General features: G+C 61.9%; 17 protein-coding genes. 6 read left to right on the top strand and 11 right to left on the bottom strand.

Annotation, left to right across the window (positions count from 1 at the left end; genetic code table 11):
* Positions 1-156: 156 nt before the first annotated feature.
* Both LGQ03_RS04255 and proC read right to left on the bottom strand, forming a co-directional pair.
* The gene (locus tag LGQ03_RS04255; RefSeq protein ID WP_226747386.1) at positions 157-1,437 is read right to left on the bottom strand and encodes a glutamate-5-semialdehyde dehydrogenase; all 1,281 of its coding nucleotides are present in this window, start codon (positions 1,435-1,437) and stop codon (positions 157-159) included.
* A gap of 36 nt (positions 1,438-1,473) precedes the next feature.
* Positions 1,474-2,253 carry a pyrroline-5-carboxylate reductase gene (gene proC, locus LGQ03_RS04250; protein WP_226747385.1) on the bottom strand — a complete coding sequence of 260 codons (780 nt, stop codon included), beginning with the start codon at positions 2,251-2,253 and terminating at the stop codon, positions 1,474-1,476.
* Positions 2,254-2,526: 273 nt separating this feature from the next.
* On the opposite strand from proC, the gene proB reads away from it, so the two are divergent.
* Complete coding sequence (gene proB / locus LGQ03_RS04245) at positions 2,527-3,687, top strand: glutamate 5-kinase (RefSeq protein ID WP_226747384.1); 1,161 nt, start codon at positions 2,527-2,529, stop codon at positions 3,685-3,687.
* Positions 3,688-3,782: 95 nt separating this feature from the next.
* Here the strand turns inward: proB and LGQ03_RS04240 are convergent, their stop codons facing one another.
* Both LGQ03_RS04240 and LGQ03_RS04235 read right to left on the bottom strand, forming a co-directional pair.
* Positions 3,783-5,279 carry a fused MFS/spermidine synthase gene (locus LGQ03_RS04240; RefSeq protein WP_226747383.1) on the bottom strand — a complete coding sequence of 499 codons (1,497 nt, stop codon included), beginning with the start codon at positions 5,277-5,279 and terminating at the stop codon, positions 3,783-3,785.
* A gap of 149 nt (positions 5,280-5,428) precedes the next feature.
* Positions 5,429-7,285 (bottom strand): sigma-54 interaction domain-containing protein, encoded by a 1,857-nt coding sequence (locus LGQ03_RS04235; RefSeq protein WP_226747382.1) that lies wholly within the window; start codon positions 7,283-7,285, stop codon positions 5,429-5,431.
* 199 nt (positions 7,286-7,484) lie between these two features.
* On the opposite strand from LGQ03_RS04235, the gene LGQ03_RS04230 reads away from it, so the two are divergent.
* Genes LGQ03_RS04230 through LGQ03_RS04210 form a run of 5 tightly spaced genes read left to right on the top strand, consistent with a single transcriptional unit; the run spans position 7,485 to position 11,579 of the window.
* Positions 7,485-8,867: a CmpA/NrtA family ABC transporter substrate-binding protein gene (locus tag LGQ03_RS04230; RefSeq protein WP_090160097.1), complete on the top strand. Its 1,383-nt coding sequence runs from the start codon at positions 7,485-7,487 to the stop codon at positions 8,865-8,867.
* Between the two features lie 3 nt (positions 8,868-8,870).
* Positions 8,871-9,704: a nitrate ABC transporter permease gene (ntrB, locus tag LGQ03_RS04225; RefSeq protein ID WP_090160096.1), complete on the top strand. Its 834-nt coding sequence runs from the start codon at positions 8,871-8,873 to the stop codon at positions 9,702-9,704.
* 11 nt (positions 9,705-9,715) lie between these two features.
* Entirely contained in the window at positions 9,716-10,621 is a 906-nt protein-coding gene (locus LGQ03_RS04220) for an ABC transporter ATP-binding protein (RefSeq protein WP_226747381.1), read from the top strand.
* 18 nt (positions 10,622-10,639) lie between these two features.
* Entirely contained in the window at positions 10,640-11,107 is a 468-nt protein-coding gene (gene cynS / locus LGQ03_RS04215) for a cyanase (RefSeq protein WP_226747380.1), read from the top strand.
* 16 nt (positions 11,108-11,123) lie between these two features.
* On the top strand, positions 11,124-11,579 hold the full coding sequence (locus LGQ03_RS04210) for a nuclear transport factor 2 family protein (protein WP_226747379.1): 456 nt from the start codon (positions 11,124-11,126) through the stop codon (positions 11,577-11,579).
* Between the two features lie 78 nt (positions 11,580-11,657).
* Here LGQ03_RS04210 and LGQ03_RS04205 read toward each other — a convergent pair whose 3' ends face one another.
* From LGQ03_RS04205 to LGQ03_RS04175, 7 genes are all read right to left on the bottom strand, one after another.
* The gene (locus LGQ03_RS04205; RefSeq protein ID WP_226747378.1) at positions 11,658-12,260 is read right to left on the bottom strand and encodes an SDR family oxidoreductase; all 603 of its coding nucleotides are present in this window, start codon (positions 12,258-12,260) and stop codon (positions 11,658-11,660) included.
* 22 nt (positions 12,261-12,282) lie between these two features.
* Positions 12,283-12,897, bottom strand: a complete 615-nt coding sequence (locus LGQ03_RS04200) for a glutathione S-transferase family protein (RefSeq protein WP_226747377.1) — start codon at positions 12,895-12,897, stop codon at positions 12,283-12,285.
* The gene (locus LGQ03_RS04195) at positions 12,894-14,270 is read right to left on the bottom strand and encodes an NAD-dependent succinate-semialdehyde dehydrogenase (RefSeq protein WP_226747376.1); all 1,377 of its coding nucleotides are present in this window, start codon (positions 14,268-14,270) and stop codon (positions 12,894-12,896) included. Before LGQ03_RS04195 ends, LGQ03_RS04200 begins: the two co-directional genes overlap by 4 nt.
* Positions 14,271-14,337: 67 nt before the next feature.
* Positions 14,338-14,814 carry a DoxX family protein gene (locus LGQ03_RS04190; RefSeq protein ID WP_226747375.1) on the bottom strand — a complete coding sequence of 159 codons (477 nt, stop codon included), beginning with the start codon at positions 14,812-14,814 and terminating at the stop codon, positions 14,338-14,340.
* Between the two features lie 18 nt (positions 14,815-14,832).
* Positions 14,833-15,567, bottom strand: a complete 735-nt coding sequence (locus LGQ03_RS04185; RefSeq protein WP_226747374.1) for an HvfC/BufC N-terminal domain-containing protein — start codon at positions 15,565-15,567, stop codon at positions 14,833-14,835.
* The gene (gene bufB, locus LGQ03_RS04180) at positions 15,551-16,396 is read right to left on the bottom strand and encodes an MNIO family bufferin maturase (RefSeq protein WP_226747373.1); all 846 of its coding nucleotides are present in this window, start codon (positions 16,394-16,396) and stop codon (positions 15,551-15,553) included. Before bufB ends, LGQ03_RS04185 begins: the two co-directional genes overlap by 17 nt.
* 76 nt (positions 16,397-16,472) lie before the next feature.
* Positions 16,473-16,766: a BufA1 family periplasmic bufferin-type metallophore gene (locus LGQ03_RS04175; protein WP_226747372.1), complete on the bottom strand. Its 294-nt coding sequence runs from the start codon at positions 16,764-16,766 to the stop codon at positions 16,473-16,475.
* Positions 16,767-16,777 lie beyond the last annotated feature (11 nt).

Genomic DNA, 16,777 nt, shown 5'->3' with positions numbered 1-16,777 from the left:
GTCCTCGCCCCGACCAAGCCTGCGTTGTCACCGGTCGCAAGTTCGGATCGATCTGCGACCGGTGTTCCTGCGGCATCGCCCGACGCAAGACGGGGCAGGCGCGCATCACCGGCGGTGGCAACCAAAGGCAGCCACCGCTACCGGCGGCAGAGGATCCTAGTCCCTCTGCTGACCGTCGCCAAAGACAAAGTATTTGAAGCTGGTCAGTTGTTCTGCGCCAACGGGGCCGCGGGCGTGCATCTTGCCAGTTGCGATTCCGATTTCGGCACCCATGCCGAATTCACCACCATCGGAAAACTGGGTCGAGGCATTGTGCATCACCACTGCGGAATCGACTGCCGCCATGAAACGTCGCGCTGTCGCCTTGTCCTCGGCCACGATGGCATCCGTATGCCCCGAGGAATGTCCCTGCACAAAAGCGATCCCCTCTGCCGCGTCATCGACAACCCTGACTGACATGATGTTGCTGAGGTATTCGGTGTGCCAGTCGTCATCACTTGCGGGGGTGATGTCAGGCAGGATGCGCCGTGCGGCATCATCGCCGCGCAGTTCACAGTCCGGCATCGCGGCGGCCAGCTTGGGCAAAAAGGTCTCTGCGATCGCTGCATCGACGACCACGCATTCCGTGGCGCCGCAAATGCCGGTGCGGCGCATCTTGGCGTTTCGGACAAGGCCAATTGCCTTTTCGAGGTCAGCACTTTCATGGACATAAGTGTGGTTGTTGCCGTCCAGATGTAGCAGGGTCGGCACCCGCGCCTCGCGCTGGACCAGTGACACAAGGCCCCTGCCGCCGCGCGGAATGGCAAGATCGACGGTGTCGATGCTGTGCAGCAGTGCCTTGACCGCAGCGCGGTCGCGCGTGTCGACCAGCTGCACGGCGTCCTGCGGCAGACCTGCCGCCGCCAGTCCGCGTGCCAGACAATCGACGATCACGCGCGAGGAATGCAGGCTTTCCGATCCGCCCCGCAGGATCACGGCATTGCCCGACTTGATGCAAAGCGCACCGGCGTCGGACCCGACGTTGGGGCGCGATTCATATATCATCGCGATCACGCCGATGGGTACGCTGACACGCTCGATTTTCAGCCCATTCGGGCGGTCAAAGGTGGCCAGCGTCCGGCCAAGGGGATCGTCCTGCGCTGCAATTGCGTCCAGCGCGTCGGCCATTGCCGCGACGCGGTCGTCGGTCAGGGTCAGCCGGTCGACAAAGGCCGCGTCCTTGTCGCTGCCCTTGATGCTTTCGAGGTCCTTGGCATTCGCGGCCAGAATATCGTCCGTTGCGGCGCGCAGGGCTGCGGCTGCCTCGGTCAGGGCGCGGTTGCGGTCCTGTGTGCTGGCCATCGACAGGTCACGGGCAGCTGCCTTGGCCCGGCGACCAAGGTCATCGATGACGGCGGTGATGTCAGTGGTTTTTGGATCGGGGTGCATGGTGTTCATCTTGCATCCTTTCTGCGGTCATCTGACCGCTTCAATTTACTTCAGTTCAACGGCGCGTGCGTAGGCCGATTGCAGGGTGTCCTGGAAAAGGGTGTCCAGTTGGCCGTCGCGCATGAGTGCGGACAAACCGGCTTGCGTGGTTCCGTTCTTGCTGGTGACCGAATTGCGCAGCGCCTCGAGCGTCTGGTCCGACTGACGCGCGGCCTCGACCGTGCCAGAGAGCGTGTCAAAGACCAGCGTGCGCGCGGTATCGTGGTCAAAGCCAAGCTCTTCGGCGGCGGCGACATAGCTGCGCAACAATTCGAACACATAGCCCGGCCCGCTGCCGCTGACGGCGGTCAGCCGGTCGATCCTGTCTTCGCTGTCGACGGGAATACAGGTCCCGGTCTGGTCGATCAGCGCCACGATCTGGCGGGTCTGCTCGGCTGTGCAACGGGCGTTGGCATACAGCCCCGACACGCCCATCCCGACCAGTGCCGCCATATTCGGCATGACGCGCACGATGGCCGCGTCGCCCACGACGTTTTCCAGCGATGCGACGCTGGTGCCCGCCGCGATGGACACGAAAGTACCATCCTCCTTCAGCGCATGCGCGTAATCCGGCAGGACGTCAGCGATGGCCTGCGGCTTGATCGCGATCATCACGACATCAAAGGCTTGCGACGGCAAATCTGTCGCTTTTGACACATGGCGCACGCCGGACGGCAGGTCGTCTGCAGCCGGATCGGCGACCGTAAAGCTGTGTTCACCGTGGCGCACCCATTGGCGCAGCATGGCGCCGCCCATCTTGCCGCAGCCGATCAAAAGTATGTTCATCTTCGTCTCCTTCAAGCTTGCCTCCAGGCCCAGGTCCGCTGGCGCTGCAATGCAGCATCGCGGCCATTGCTGCGCCGGGAAATCGACGCTTGCCGCGCTTGTGGCGCTGGCCTGCCAACCTGCCGGCCCGCCCGGCAACCTGTTTGCGCTAGGGGGGCCAGTCTGTGTTACACGTCGGCGAATCATTGAGTTGGCAGTGCTACAGGGCTGCGTCACGCGACGCAAACCGATCGCTATTTTGCCAGTTAAAACAGGAAATTACCGGAGGCACCCATGCCGAAGAACAAGAAAATCGTCGTCAAGATCGGATCAAGCCTGCTGGCCAATGACGAAAATCTGACGCTGCGCTACGCGTTTATCAACGGCCTGCTCAGCGATCTGGCGCGGCTCAAGAAAGAGGGCCATGACGTCATTCTGACATCGTCGGGTTCGGTGGCGCTGGGCCTCAATATGGTCGGCAAACGGCCCGAGGATGCGGGCATTCTGGACAAGCAGGCGGCCGCTGCATGTGGCCAACCGCTGCTGATGAACGCCTACCGGCAGATCGCGTCAGAACATAACATGGACGTCGCGCAGATGCTTGTATCCGTCGGCGACATGGAAGAACGCCGCCGGTTTTTGAACATCAAGAACACGATGCTGCGGTTGTTCGAAAACGACATCCTGCCGATCATCAATGAAAACGATTCCGTGGCTACCCGCGACCTGCGCGTGGGCGACAACGACCGGTTGTCGGCCAAGGTGGCCCAGATGGTCGACGCCGATCTGCTGGTGATCCTGACCAGCGTGGACGGCCTGTATGACCGTAATCCGGCGGAACCCGGCGCGCAGTTTATTGCCGAAATCGACGATGTCAGCGAGCATCTGGATTCAACGACCGCGATCAGCGCGCTGGGCAGTGGTGGTATGCTGACCAAGATGCAGGCCGCGAACATGGCGCAGAACGCAGGGGTTGAGACGATCATCGCCGAGGGGATCATCGAACGCCCGATTTCCTCAGTTCTGGCGAACGAGAGGCGTTTCACCCGCTGCCGCGTCACCGGCAAGGCGGCATCGCCGCTGATGGTCTGGCTCAGCAACCGGTTGCAGGTGTCGGGAACGCTGGTTGTGCCCGACAATGTCGCGGCAGCCGTGGCTGCGGGCGATTGCGGGGTATCGCGCCATGACATTCTGTCCATTCAGGGTGATTTCACCAAGGGCGATGTGCTGCACGTCTATGACGAAAGCGGGGCAGAGGTCGCGCGCGGGCTGACCAACTTTTCCTCGGAAGAGACGATGCTGATGGCCCGCCACAGCGACATGGCCGTCGAGGATCTGATTGGCTACAAGACGCAAAGTGACGTGATCGGGATCGAGAACCTGTTGGTTCTTGCCGAAAATCACCTGCCGCTGGACGCACCGGCAGAGGACCCCAAGATTGTCGTTCCAGCCTAGGGCTGGTGCCGTCATGGGGGGCAGACCCGGCAGTCCGGGCTGCCCCCAATGATGTGGCGCGGGCGTATTTTGGGACCGTCACATACAGTTGTGTATCACCGATGTCCGACCCAGCCGCGATCATCGGTAAAGGCGCGTGCGTCAGAAATGCGTGTCGCGCCGTAGCCGTCCGGCAGGTTGTCCAGCGGTGCCATTGGTTGCAGCGATGCTGCGAACAGGATGTTGGCGCGGCCCGACGCATAAACCTCGCCCTGCACGGCTTCGACCTGAGGGTAGAGCTCCTTGAGGATCGCGTGAACGCCGCGCGCGAGCGGGCCATCGGGCCGGTCCAGCAGGTTGACGTAAACCGGGCCGTCGACGATTGCGCGCAGGCGGGCAAACGCCTCGCGCGTGACCAGATGCGCGGGGACCGAACCGGACGAAAACGCATCCATCACGACGGCATCGAAACGCTGATCTGTTTCGTTCAGATAGATGCGTCCGTCTGCATGAACGATGCCCAGCCGACCGTCGGCACCGCCTTGTGACGCGTCATATCCGGTCTGCGCGATCATTTCGGAGGCGCGTGGCATGTGCCGGCGCACGACATCGGTGACCAATGGATCAATCTCGACGGCCGTCGCATGCGAATGCGGTCGCGTGGCAAGCAGTTTGGTCGGCAGCGTATAGCCACCGCCACCGACAAACAGCACGGACGGATCGGGTCCCAGATCGCGGTCCATCCGATCCCAGATCCATTGGGCATAATCCAGCGCAAGGCCGACGGTGCCATCCGACCCTTGGGCCGACGCGCGTTGTTCCGCGGCTTGCATGGTGCCATCGGACACCAGCTGAACCTCGCCCCCGCGCTGGACGACGGTCAGGCAGGACAACCCGGATTCATACTGGCAGACCGAGGAACCCGCGAGACCGGCAAAGCCCACGAAACCCGCAGCAGCGAGGGTGACCCCGGTGTCACCGGCAGCGCCGCCGCGCACCCACGGCAGGCAGAGCAGGGCGATCATCCCGCAGGCTGCGAACGTGGCCGTCGAGCCAATGAGGGGCAAGGTCACGAAACCGGCGAGGATGGCGCCGAAAATGGCCCCGACGGACCCCGCAGCCAGCACGAAACCCAATGACGATCCTTCGCGGCCCGGCCGCGCCTCTATCGCGAGCTTTGCAAGCAGCGGGGACGGCAGTGTCACCAGAACCGAGGCCGGAAAGAACACGATCAGCACGCTGAAAAACATGCCCCCCGTGCCGCGCGCGCCCCAGGAATAGACCATCGAGAGAAGTGTCGGAGATGCCGCCATCAGTACGGCGGTCGCGACCAGTGCGCCGCGCACATTGCGCAACGCCACGTCGCGCGGCCGTTCCGCCAGGATCCCGCCAAGGGCACTGCCGAGCGAAAACCCGCCCAGAACCGTCGCGATCACGGTTGTCCAGGTTAGCAGGGATGTACCGAAATATGGGGCCAGAACGCGGCCTGCCGCGATCTCGTAGGTCAGTCCCAGCGCGGACAGGACCAGGATGAGGGCGATGGTGACTGAAAAGCGGATGGCGGTCTCCTTGGCGATCTTGGCGTGGGGACCGGCACGATCGCCCCGCATCATGCGCTCAGATAGCAGGCTTTGCCCGGAATTCACGGGCTTGCGTATCTGTTGCCGCGATTTCGTCCCGTATGTCATCGGTCGGGCGCGGCATCGTCATGCAGGGGCATTTCCGGACCGGCGGACAGACCGCACCGACATTTTGCCAACCGCTACCAGTCATCCTCTTTCAGGCCCAGTTTTTTGAGCCGTGAATACAGTGTCGTGGGCTTGATCCCCAGCAAGGCCGCCGCACCCTGTGCGCCCGACACCCGGCCGCCGGCCTCTTTCATGCAGGCGATGATGTTGGCCCGGCGCAGGTGTTCGACTTCTGCCTCGGTCAGCAGGGTGGATTTCGGCAAGGCGCCGGGGGCGATCTGACTCTGGATTTCGATTTGCAGCTTGTCCGCCTGCGACACGATGGCACCGCGTTCGATCACATTGGCCAGTTCACGGACATTTCCGGGCCAGTGATAGTGTTGCAGCTTGCGCATGGCGCCTTCGGTGACGACCGGCACCTTGCGGCCCAGTCTCTTGCAGACCAGCCGCAGCAGGTGCGCCGTCAGGATCGGTATGTCCTCTGGCCGATCCCGCAGCGGCGGGCACAGGATGGGAAAAACCCCAAGGTGCAGCAGCAGGTCCTGCCGCAGACGGCCTGCCTGCACCTCGCGGTCCACGTCGCGGTTGGTCGATGCGATGACGCGCAGGTCCAGACTGCGGGTGCGATCATCGCCCAGACGCACAACCTGCCGGTTTTGCAAGGCATCCAGCAGATGCCCCTGCAGTTCGACGGGAATGTCGGCGATTTCCTCGATGAACAATGTGCCGCCATGGGCCAGTTCCAGTTTGCCGGGGCGATCCTTGAGCGCGCCTTCAAAAGCCCCGCGCATCTGGCCGAACAATTCGCTTTCCACTTTTTCAGGCGTGATTGCCCCAGCCTTGAAATGGATCATGGGCCGCCGTTTGCGCGGGCTGGCCTTGTGAATGGCCGAGGCCACCAGCGATTTGCCCACGCCGCTTTCGCCACGGATGAACACTGTCGTGTCGGTCGGTGCCACGAGTTCGATTTGCGTGATGATCCGGCGAATGGCATCCGAACGCCCGATGATGTCGTGGTGCGCGCGTTCGATGCTGATCGCCTCTTGCAGGTAGGCGTTTTCCTCTTCCAGCTGGTCGCGCAGGGCCGCGACCTGTTCCATTGCTTCGCGCAGTTTGCGTTCGTTTTCCCAGCGTTCCGTGATGTCGCGAAAGATCACGACCGCCCCGACCAGCTGCGGGCCGTCATAGATCGGGGTCGAGACATATTCGACGCGGATCGGCTTGCCGTCCTTGCGCCAGAACACCTCGTCCTCGATCCGGTTGACCTGTTCGAACCGGAACGACTGGTAGATCGGACATTCATGAGAGGGATAGCGGTCACCGTTCAGGTGGTGATGGTGGATTTTCGCATGGATATCGTGTCCCAGCAGGTCATCGGTGGTCCACCCCAGCATTTCCTGCGCCGCGCGGTTCACGAAGGTGGTCTTGCCATCGGCATTGACGCCGTAGATGCCTTCGCCTGCGGCATTCAGGATCAACTGGTTTTCACGTTCCAGATCCGCAAAGAAACTTTGGGCGCGCTGCCATTCCATCAGGCCGCCCTGGTAGAAATTTCCTGCGGCGACCTCGGCTGCGTGTCGGTCAAGCGCGCCCAGATCCAGCGCATGCAACAACAGCATGTCCCTGCCGTCGTGGCGCAGGGCCCGCCCGGTCACCTCGCACAGCAGTGGATCACCGCCTGCGTTTTGCAGGGACACACGGCGCGTCCATGCCGTTTTGCGGTGCTGAACCTCGGCGATAAAGACGACAAATGTATCCAGACCGGACGCGATGAAACGCGCAAAATGCGTCCCAACCAGCGCGGGGTCACCTAGCAGCGCGACCGCTTCGGGGGTTGCCGCTAGGATACGGTCCTGCGCGAGGTCGATCACAAGCGTCGGGCCAAAGGCACCGGCCAGCAGGGAATCGTGTGGGCTGTCTGTGGTCTGCATCCGGTCATGCGAGGGACAAACGCGATCAAACGCAATACGATATTTCGTAATTTACGAGATATCGTAATTATTCCCGTCGGTGAATATCGTTAACAGTATATAAATAAACGTAAAAATAAGTGACCCTAAATTTTGTGCATCGCTTCAACTGGTCTGTTCCCGCTGTCACCATGAGGGAAATCACCAGCAGGAGCGCATAATGTCTATCAAGTCTCTGGGAAATCCATTTTCGTCGAAAACCGATCTTCGCCATGCTGCGGAATGCGGGTGCCACACCTGCAAGGCCGCAGCACCAGAGGTCGCGGACAGCATCGACCTGTCCACCTCGGAGGGGATGCTGGAACGCGCGGTCGAAAGCGCGATCGTCCGGTCCGTTTTCGGGCAAAGCGACATCGGGCGCAGGTCGTTCATGGGGATGATGGGCGGCTCGACGATGGCGGCGGCACTGGCGTCTGTCTTTCCCCTGAACGAAGCAAAGGCTGCGATCCTCGACAACCTCGGGCCGCCTGAAAAAACCGATTTGAACATCGGTTTCGTGCCGATCACCTGCGCGACCCCGATCATCATGGCGCAGCCACTGGGATTTTATGAACGCTATGGCTTGAATGCGCAGGTCATCAAGACCGCAGGCTGGGCCGTGGCACGGGACAAGTCACTGAACGGCGAATACGACGCATCGCATATGCTGACGCCGATGCCGTTGGCGATGACGCTGGGCGCGGGATCTGTTGCAGAACCCTACATCATGCCTGCGGTGGAAAACATCAACGGACAGGCGATCGTGTTGTCGAACGAACACCTGGACAAGCGTGATCCGACCCAGTGGAAAGGTTTCACCTTTGGCGTGCCGTTCGAATATTCCATGCACAATTTCCTGCTGCGCTACTACGTGGCGGAATTTGGTCTGGACCCGGATGTGGACATCCAGATCCGCGTCGTGCCGCCGCCCGAAATGGTCGCCAACCTGCGAGCGGGCAATCTGGACGGCTATCTGTCGCCCGATCCGTTCAATCAGCGGGCCGTCTACGAAGGCATTGGTTTCATCCATCTGCTGACCAAGGAAATCTGGGAAGGTCATCCCTGCTGCGCCTTTGCCGCACCGCTGTCCTTTGCAACGGAACTGCCCAACACCTACGGTGCCCTGCTCAAGTCGATCATCGATGCGACGCAATACGCGTCAAACCCCGAAAACCGCAAGGAAATCTCTGCCGCCATCGCGCCGACCAACTATCTCAATCAACCGGTCACGGTGATCGAGCAGGTGCTGACCGGAACCTACGCCGACGGCCTGGGCAATGTGCAGCGCGTGCCGGACCGCATCGATTTCGACCCGTTCCCCTGGCATTCGATGGGGGTCTGGATCCTGACCCAGATGAAACGCTGGGGCTATATCGAAGGCGATGTAGATTACCGCGGCGTTGCCGAACAGGTCTACCTCGCCGCCGACTGCAAGAAGGTGATGGAAGACCTCGGGTACGACGCCCCTGACGTCACCTACAAATCGCACATGATCATGGGCAAGACCTTTGATCCGGCCACACCCGAGGCCTATGTCGACAGCTTTGCCATCAAGAAGGGTTAAGGGATGTATCAACTGTCCCTCAACCTACGCGCGGCCCTGCTGTCGGTCATCATGCTTGTTGTCGGCCTCCTGATCTGGGAGGCCGCCATCCCGGCCCAGCAGGCGGCGGGCGAACTGACCGAATACGAATTGCTGACCGGAGGCGGCGCGCCCAAGGCCGGTGTGCCGCCGCCCAGCCAGGTGATCGCCAAGGCCTGGGAACAACTGAGCGATCCGTTCTACGACGCAGGCCCCAACGACAAGGGGATCGGCATCCAGATCGGCTATTCGATCTACCGCGTTCTGACGGGATATTTCCTTGCCGCACTGATCGCCATTCCCTTTGGATTCCTGATCGGGATGAGCCAGGTCGCCTACAAGGCATTCAATCCGTTCATTCAGGTGTTGCGGCCGATTTCGCCGCTCGCATGGATGCCGCTTGCGCTGTTCATCATCGGTGACAGCGAAGCATCGGCCATCTTTGTGATCTTTATCTGTTCGATCTGGCCCATGTTGATCAACACGGCCTTTGGGGTGGCAGCGGTGCGCGAAGACTGGATCAACGTGGCCCGCACGCATGAACTGGGTCCGATCCGGACGGCGTTCAGCGTCATCCTGCCTGCGGCCGCACCCACCATCGTCACCGGCATGCGGATCTCGATCGGTATTGCCTGGCTGGTCATCGTCGCAGCCGAGATGCTCGTGGGTGGCACCGGGATTGGCTACTACGTCTGGAACGAATGGAACAACCTCGACCTGACCTCGGTCGTGTTTTCCATCCTCATGATCGGTGTCGTGGGCATGTTGCTGGATGCCATGTTCGGCCTGCTGCAACGCCGTGTCACCTACGCCGAATAAAGGAAATCCCAATGAAGCCGTATCTGAGCATCGAACAGCTGACCCAAAGATTTCCTGACGGATCGGGAGGGCAGCTGACTGTTTTCGAAAACGCCACCTTTGGTGTCGAAAAAGGCGAGTTCGTGGTGATCCTCGGCCATTCGGGCTGTGGCAAATCTACGATCATGAACATCCTCGCGGGACTGGCAGACCCGACCAGCGGCAGCGTCATCATGGACGGCCAAGAGGTCAAGGGACCCAGTCTGGACCGGGGTGTCGTCTTTCAGAACTATTCGCTGCTGCCTTGGTTGACGACGCTGAAAAACGTCACCTTTGGCGTCAGGGCGCGCCATCCGGAATGGACCAAGGCGCAGATCGACGAACACGCGACAAAGTTTCTGGCGATGGTCGGTCTGGAAGGCGATGTAATCTACCGCAAACCCAGTCAGCTGTCGGGCGGGATGCGTCAACGGGTCTCCATCGCACGGGCCTTTGCCAATCACCCCAAGCTGTTGTTGCTGGACGAACCTTTTGGCGCGCTGGATGCGCTGACACGCGGGACGATCCAGGACGAGCTGCTCAAGATCTGGGGCCAGATGGAGCAGACCGTTTTCATGATCACCCACGATATCGACGAGGCGATCCTGTTGGCCGACCGTATTCTGTTGATGACGAACGGACCCCATGCCCGCGTCGCGGAAAGCGTCGAAATCACGATCCCGCGCCCGCGCAGTCGGACCGAAATCGTCGAACATCCGAACTATTACGCGATCCGCAACCATCTGGTGCAGTTTCTGGGCAAGCGGTCCAAGGAACTGGCGGGCCAACCCGCCACACCCGGACAGCCCAACGCACCCGAAACCATTCGGATCGACACTACCCAGACCAACGACGATCCCGCCGACACGCGGCCCGCCCTCAAGGCGGTCAACAGCTAACACCACAGGAGCAAAAGCATGAAAGACCTCGCTATGACCGAGATGATGACCAAGGAAGACGTCACAGCCATGATCCTGTCGGCCAAGAAACAGGCCGGCATGACGTGGGAAGGGATCGCCGAGAAAATCGGCATGTCACCAGTCTGGACCCATTCGGCCGCGATGGGGATGAATGCCTTTCCGCCGGAAAAGGCCAAGCTGATGGTCAGCGTCATGGGCCTGCCGCAAGAGGCAGAAAGCGTTTTGGCCGAAAGCCCCACAAAAATCTGGGAACAGGCCGTGCCGACCGACCCCTGCATCTATCGTTTCTATGAAATCGTGGGCGTCTATGGCCCCACGCTCAAGGCGTTGATCCAGGAAAAATTCGGCGACGGGATCATGTCGGCAATCGATTTCGACATGACCGTGACGCGCGTCGAAAACCCGAAGGGGGACCGGGTCAAGGTCGAGATGTCGGGCAAATACCTCGGCTATAACGCCTGGTAATGCGACGGTGACCCGCATGCCGGTGCCGCCCTTTTCCCGGGCTGACGCGATCCAAAAGGTGCGCATGGCCGAGGACGCGTGGAATACCCGCGATCCGGAAAGGGTGGCACTGGCCTATACGCCGGATACGACATGGCGCAACCGGTCCGAATTTCTGCGGGGCCGTGACGCGGTGCGCGACTTTCTGGTGCGGAAATGGTCGGTCGAAACAGAATACCGGCTGATCAAGGAAATCTGGGCGCACGGCGACGACAGGATCGCCGTGCGCTTTTGCTACGAATATCACGATGCGGACGGGCAATGGTTCCGGGCGCATGGCAATGAAAATTGGGAATTTGACGTGGGCGGCTACATGTCGGCCCGCCACGCATCCATCAATGATGTGGCGATCACGCAGGCGGATCGGCTATTTCATTGGCCTCAGGGACCAAGACCGCCGGATCACGGCGGCCTGTCCGACCTCGGGCTGTAGACGGGTCACGATGGGCCGGGGCAGGGTGTCCCGGCACCCCCACCGCGACCAACGTGGCGGGGGCTGGGGCTGGCCCCGTCAGGCGGATTGCATGTTCAGGGTCTGACCGTCGTGGGTCGCGGTGGTTGCGGCCTGCGCGAGGACTGCCGCCACATCGGCGCGGCTGGCCTGCGCGCGCGGATCGACGTCATCGCCCAGGATCACGTCATCGCTGCGTCCATCATCGGTCAGCGCGACCGGTCGCAGAATGGCGTATGTCAGCCCCGATGCCTTGAGATGTTCATCAGCGTCGTGCTTGGCCTTGAGGTAATGCGCCAGATCGCCTGACGGGTCGGATTGGTCCGCACCGATGGAACTGAGCATGACAAAGCGGTCGACATTTGCCGCCTTGGCGAGATCAATCAGGCGCATTGCACCGTCGCGGTCGACCTTGTCGGTCATGTCCGGGCCAGTCGCACCACCTGATCCGGCAGCAAAGACGACTACATCCGCACCGTCGCAGACACCAGGGTGCAGGTCGGTCAGGTCGCCGTGTCGCAACGATGCGCCCTGCGGCAGGGACGAAGTGTCGGAACTTTCGCGCACCAGTGCGGTCACGTTGTGGCCCTGATCCAACAGGTCTTGCGTCAGTATCAGGCCGGTCTTGCCGGTCGCGCCGGCGATGAGAATATTCAATGGCATGGATTTGATCCTTGTGTCTGGATTATGCGGGCGGGGCCATTGGCCCTGCCGCGTCGACGGCTGCGATGTAGCCGGGTTGTTGTTGCAATGCGTCCCAATAGGCCGCGATCCGGGGATGGTTTTTCAGCAGGCCGACCCGGTCCAGCATGGCGATGATGTAGGAAAACTGGATATCGGCCAGCATCGCACGGTCACCGAACAGCAATGGCCCGTCACCCAATGCCTGCGCGAGATAGGCAAGATGACGGTCGATGGCATCGCTGGCGTCCTGCGGGACGGGATCGCCACGGAATGCAGGCATGATCCCGCCCGCTGCAACCTCTGCAAAAGAGGATTCCACATAGTCGAGCAGTGCCGCGTGGTGCCAATAGGCAGCGCTGCCGGGCGGCGGGCTGTGTGTGGTGTCGTCGAATTTGGCGGCGAGGTAGCGCAGGATCGTCGCAGATTCCGCGATGACCTCGCCTTCGTCCTCGATCACCGGTGACTTGCCCAGGGGGTGAACCCTGGACAGACTGTCTGGCGCATGAAAATCCGCCGTCCGGTCATAGTCGACCCGGTTGCACGGCTGGCCCAGATCGGCCAGCAGCCACGACACGCGCAGCGCACGCGAATATTGCAGGGCGTGCAGCGTGATCATGGCAAGAAGATCGCCTTGACGTTGACGAACTCTTTCATCCCGAATCCGCCATGTTCGCGCCCGTAGCCGGAATCCTTGACCCCGCCAAAGGGCATGTTGGGATCAGCGGCACCGAAGGAATTGATCCGGACCATGCCCGTATCAAAATGGTCGCGTGCCAGTTTCAGCGCGCGGTCTTCGTCGCGGCTGAAGATACCGCCGCCCAGCCCGTAACGGCTGTCGTTGGCGATCCGCATCGCGTCCGCGTCATCCTTGGCACGGATGATCGCGGCGACCGGGCCAAAGATTTCGTCGTCATAGGCGGGCATGCCGGGCGATACATCGGCCAGCACCGTCGCGGGATAATAGGCGCCTTTGCCGTCGGGCGGGTTGCCCCCGCACAGAACCTTGGCCCCCTTGGCGACGCTGTCGTCGACCTGGGTCTTGACCGTGTCGAACTGTTCCTGACTGGACAGCGGTCCCAGCTGGCTGTCGTCATCGGTCGGATCACCCATCGTGATCCCCTCCATCTGTGCGACATAGGCCTGCACAAATTGGTCATAGACCGCATCGGTCACGACAAACCGCTTGGCCGCGACACAGGTTTCGCCGTTGTTATACAGGCGTCCCATGACAGAGAATTTCACCGCCGTCTCGATATCGGCATCCTCGAGCACGAGGTAGGCGTCGTTCGATCCCAGCTCCAGCACCGTTTTCTTGAGCGCCTTGGCCGCGACGGCACCGACGTGGCGACCTGCACCGTCGCTGCCCGTCAGCGTGACGCCGCGCACAAGCGTGTTCTGGATCAGCGTATCGCTGGTGTCGTGGTCGATTATGATCACCTGAAACAGATCCTCGGGCAGGCCGGCGGCGATGCACAATTCACGCAGGCGCAAACCCGACCCGGTGCAGATTTCGGCATGTTTCAAAACGCAGGCATTGCCTGTCATCAGGTTGGCCGCCAGCACGCGCACGGGCTGGTACAGTGGGAAATTCCAGGGCTGAATCGAATAGATCACGCCGACGGGCTGATAGGTAACGACGCCGCGCGCGCCGTTGGTGCCGTGGGTGCGTTCCTCGTCGGCCAACAGGTCCGGGCCATGTTCGGCGGTGTAATCAAAGATCGCGGCGCAGATTTCGACTTCGCGGTGCCCGTCCTTTAGCAGTTTGCCGGTTTCGCGGGTCATCAGGGCGGCCAACTCGTCCGCGTTGTCGCGCAGTTCCTGCGCGATGGCGTTCAGATAGGGTGCGCGTTCAGCATGGGACAGGCTGCGCCAATCCAGAAACGCAGCATGGGCGGCCTCGATCTTGGCGGTGGCCTCTTGTTCGGACATCAGCGAGTAGGTCTTGATCGTCTCGCCGGTTGCGGGGTTGGTGGTGGTGATCGTGGACATGACGTCTCCTTGCGGTGTTCATGCGACCAACCGCCCGACAGCCGGATCAGTTCCGTCCGCCGCCGCGTCAGCGATCCAGCTTTAGCGCCCGGTCCAGCGACAGGGCACCCGGTCCGCGTGCAATCAGGACCAGAAAACAGACGGCCCACAGACCATGGGTGACCCATGCGCCGGGATAGACGAAAACCTGAATGACCAGCGTCATGATCAGCAGCGCCGCTGCTGACAGGCGCGTCGCCAATCCCAATGCCAGCAGCACGGCAAAGACGTGTTCGGCCACCGTTGCCAATACTGCGGCCAGTGCAGCGGGGATCAGTGGCAAGGCGTATTCGTTTTCGAACAGCCACCATGTCCCGTCGGCAATGGCAAAGCCATCGACCTTGGTCCGGGCCGAGGCCCAGAAAACCCATGCGGGGATCAACCGGGCCAGCAGCGCAGGCACAGCCCAGGGCAAGCGACCGGCCAAGGCGTTGCCGGCCTGAATAGCCTTTCGCATGGGGCCGGTCGTGGGGGCGGTGGTGCGTGTGGCTGTCAGGTCTGTCATGGGGGTCTCCCGTCAGGTTTAGGTCACTTGGATAATCAGTTCGTGTTGGATCAGCAGTCCGATCGCCACACTTGCGATCTGTGGCGGGACGTCGGCGCAGGCTGTCCCCAGCCGTTCACCCGCCAAAAGCCGTGTGACGATGCGTGCGGTATCTGCCGTGATGCTGACCACGGGGATCTTTTCCCCCAGTCGGAAAATCAGGGCCGCCTGCGGTTCGGGCGTGACGGGCCGGGGGGTCGCACCGGGCTGGTTCATCGCCCAGATCGCCACGACAGGGTGGTCCGACGTGATGACCCGGACCGAAGGATGCAGCGTCAGGCCGCGTTCCTCTGGCCCCGCGGCAAAGGCGTCGCTGACAGATTGCGCGGTCAGCGGCAGGGCGTCGGCTGCGTGATAGGCCTGTCCGCGTAGTACCTCGATCCGGGCGATATCGGGCAAGTAGGGCAGTGTCGCCGCTGGCGGAAAACCGGCCAGAAATTCGGGAAACGCCGTGCCATAGTCATGCAGGATGGCAGACCGGGGCGGGTTGTTGGCGACAAAGACACCGGCGGTCGCCTTGAAAAACGCATCCCCCACGAGCCGGAGTACGGTCGGGAACCGCTGACACAACGCGTCCGTCAGCGAATGCGCGACCGTGTTGCGATAGACCGAAAACCGCCGTTCAACATCGCCCACCGCGGTGACGCCCGGCGGCACAGCCCCCGTCGCAAGCCCCGCGCAAAAGGCAGCCTGCGTGTCACGATGCGCGTGCATGGCGGGCGCCCTCCAGAATTGCGTCCGCCCGGTCCGCCTCGTCCAGCAGCACCGACAGGGCAGGCACATCCGTGTCCCATTCGATCAGCGTGGGCCGCGGCCCGATCCGCATGATTGTCTCGGCATAGAGGGTCCAGACAGGGTCCGCGACGGGTGATCCATGCGCGTCGATCAGCAAGGGGCCAGAGGGCAGGTCCTCGGCGTCGTGTCCGCCCAAGTGGATTTCGCCCACCGCATGCAGTGGGAAGTCGGCCAGATAAGCACGCGGATCGGTGCGGTGATTGGTGCAGCTGACAAAGACATTGTTGATGTCCAGCAACAACCCGCACCCGGTGCGGGCCGTGATCTGCGTCAGGAAATCGGTCTCGGCCAGGGTCGAGGTCTCGAAGGTCACATAGGTCGACGGGTTTTCCAGCAACATCCGGCGGCCCAGCTTGTCCTGAACCTGATCGATGTGATCGCAAACGACATCCAGCGTCGCATCGTCATAGGGCAGGGGCAGAAGGTCGTTCAGAAAGGCCCCGCCGTGACTGGACCATGCCAGATGTTCGGAAAAACTGTCGGGCGCGTAGCGGTCACACAGATGTTTTAGACGGTTCAGGTGGTCGCGGTTCAGCGGCTCTGCCCCGCCGATGGACAGGCCGACACCGTGCACGGACAGCGCATAGTCTTCACGCAGCGCGGTCAGCTGTGCATGCGGCGGGCCACCATCGCCCATGTAGTTTTCGGCATGCACCTCGATGAAACCCAGCCGGTTCGGCGTCTGGCGCAGGGCGTCGAAATGGGTGCGTTTGAAACCGATGCCTGTTGCGTCTGGCAGCTGTGTCACGACGAAATCCTCCGGGGTCGGGTGCAGGTGGCAGGGCAGCGCGCGGCAGGGACCGTCACGCACTGCCCCCATGGGGTTATGCGGGCAGGTCGCGCTCCAGCGCCTCGAGCGAACCCATACGCTTTTCGCCGTCAGCGGCGGCGTCGATGACCATGTCCTCGCAGGTACCGGCAGGCACCAGCGCCCAGGCGTTGCCCTGGTAGTCGATGGTCGAGGTACCGGCGCAGGTCGTGCCGGGACCAGCGGCGCAGCCGTTTTCACCGGCCAGCGAAATGCCAAAGCATTTTTCCATATCCTGTGCGGATGCGCCGCTAACGGAAACGCAAGCGCCGACGAGGGCAAGGGCGAGGGTCGTTGTCTTGGTGGTCATCTGGTGTTCTC

This window comes from Loktanella gaetbuli, from assembly GCF_020531945.1.
Taxonomy (GTDB): Bacteria; Pseudomonadota; Alphaproteobacteria; order Rhodobacterales; family Rhodobacteraceae; genus Loktanella; species Loktanella gaetbuli.
This window is presented reverse-complemented; position numbering and strand designations above follow the sequence as displayed.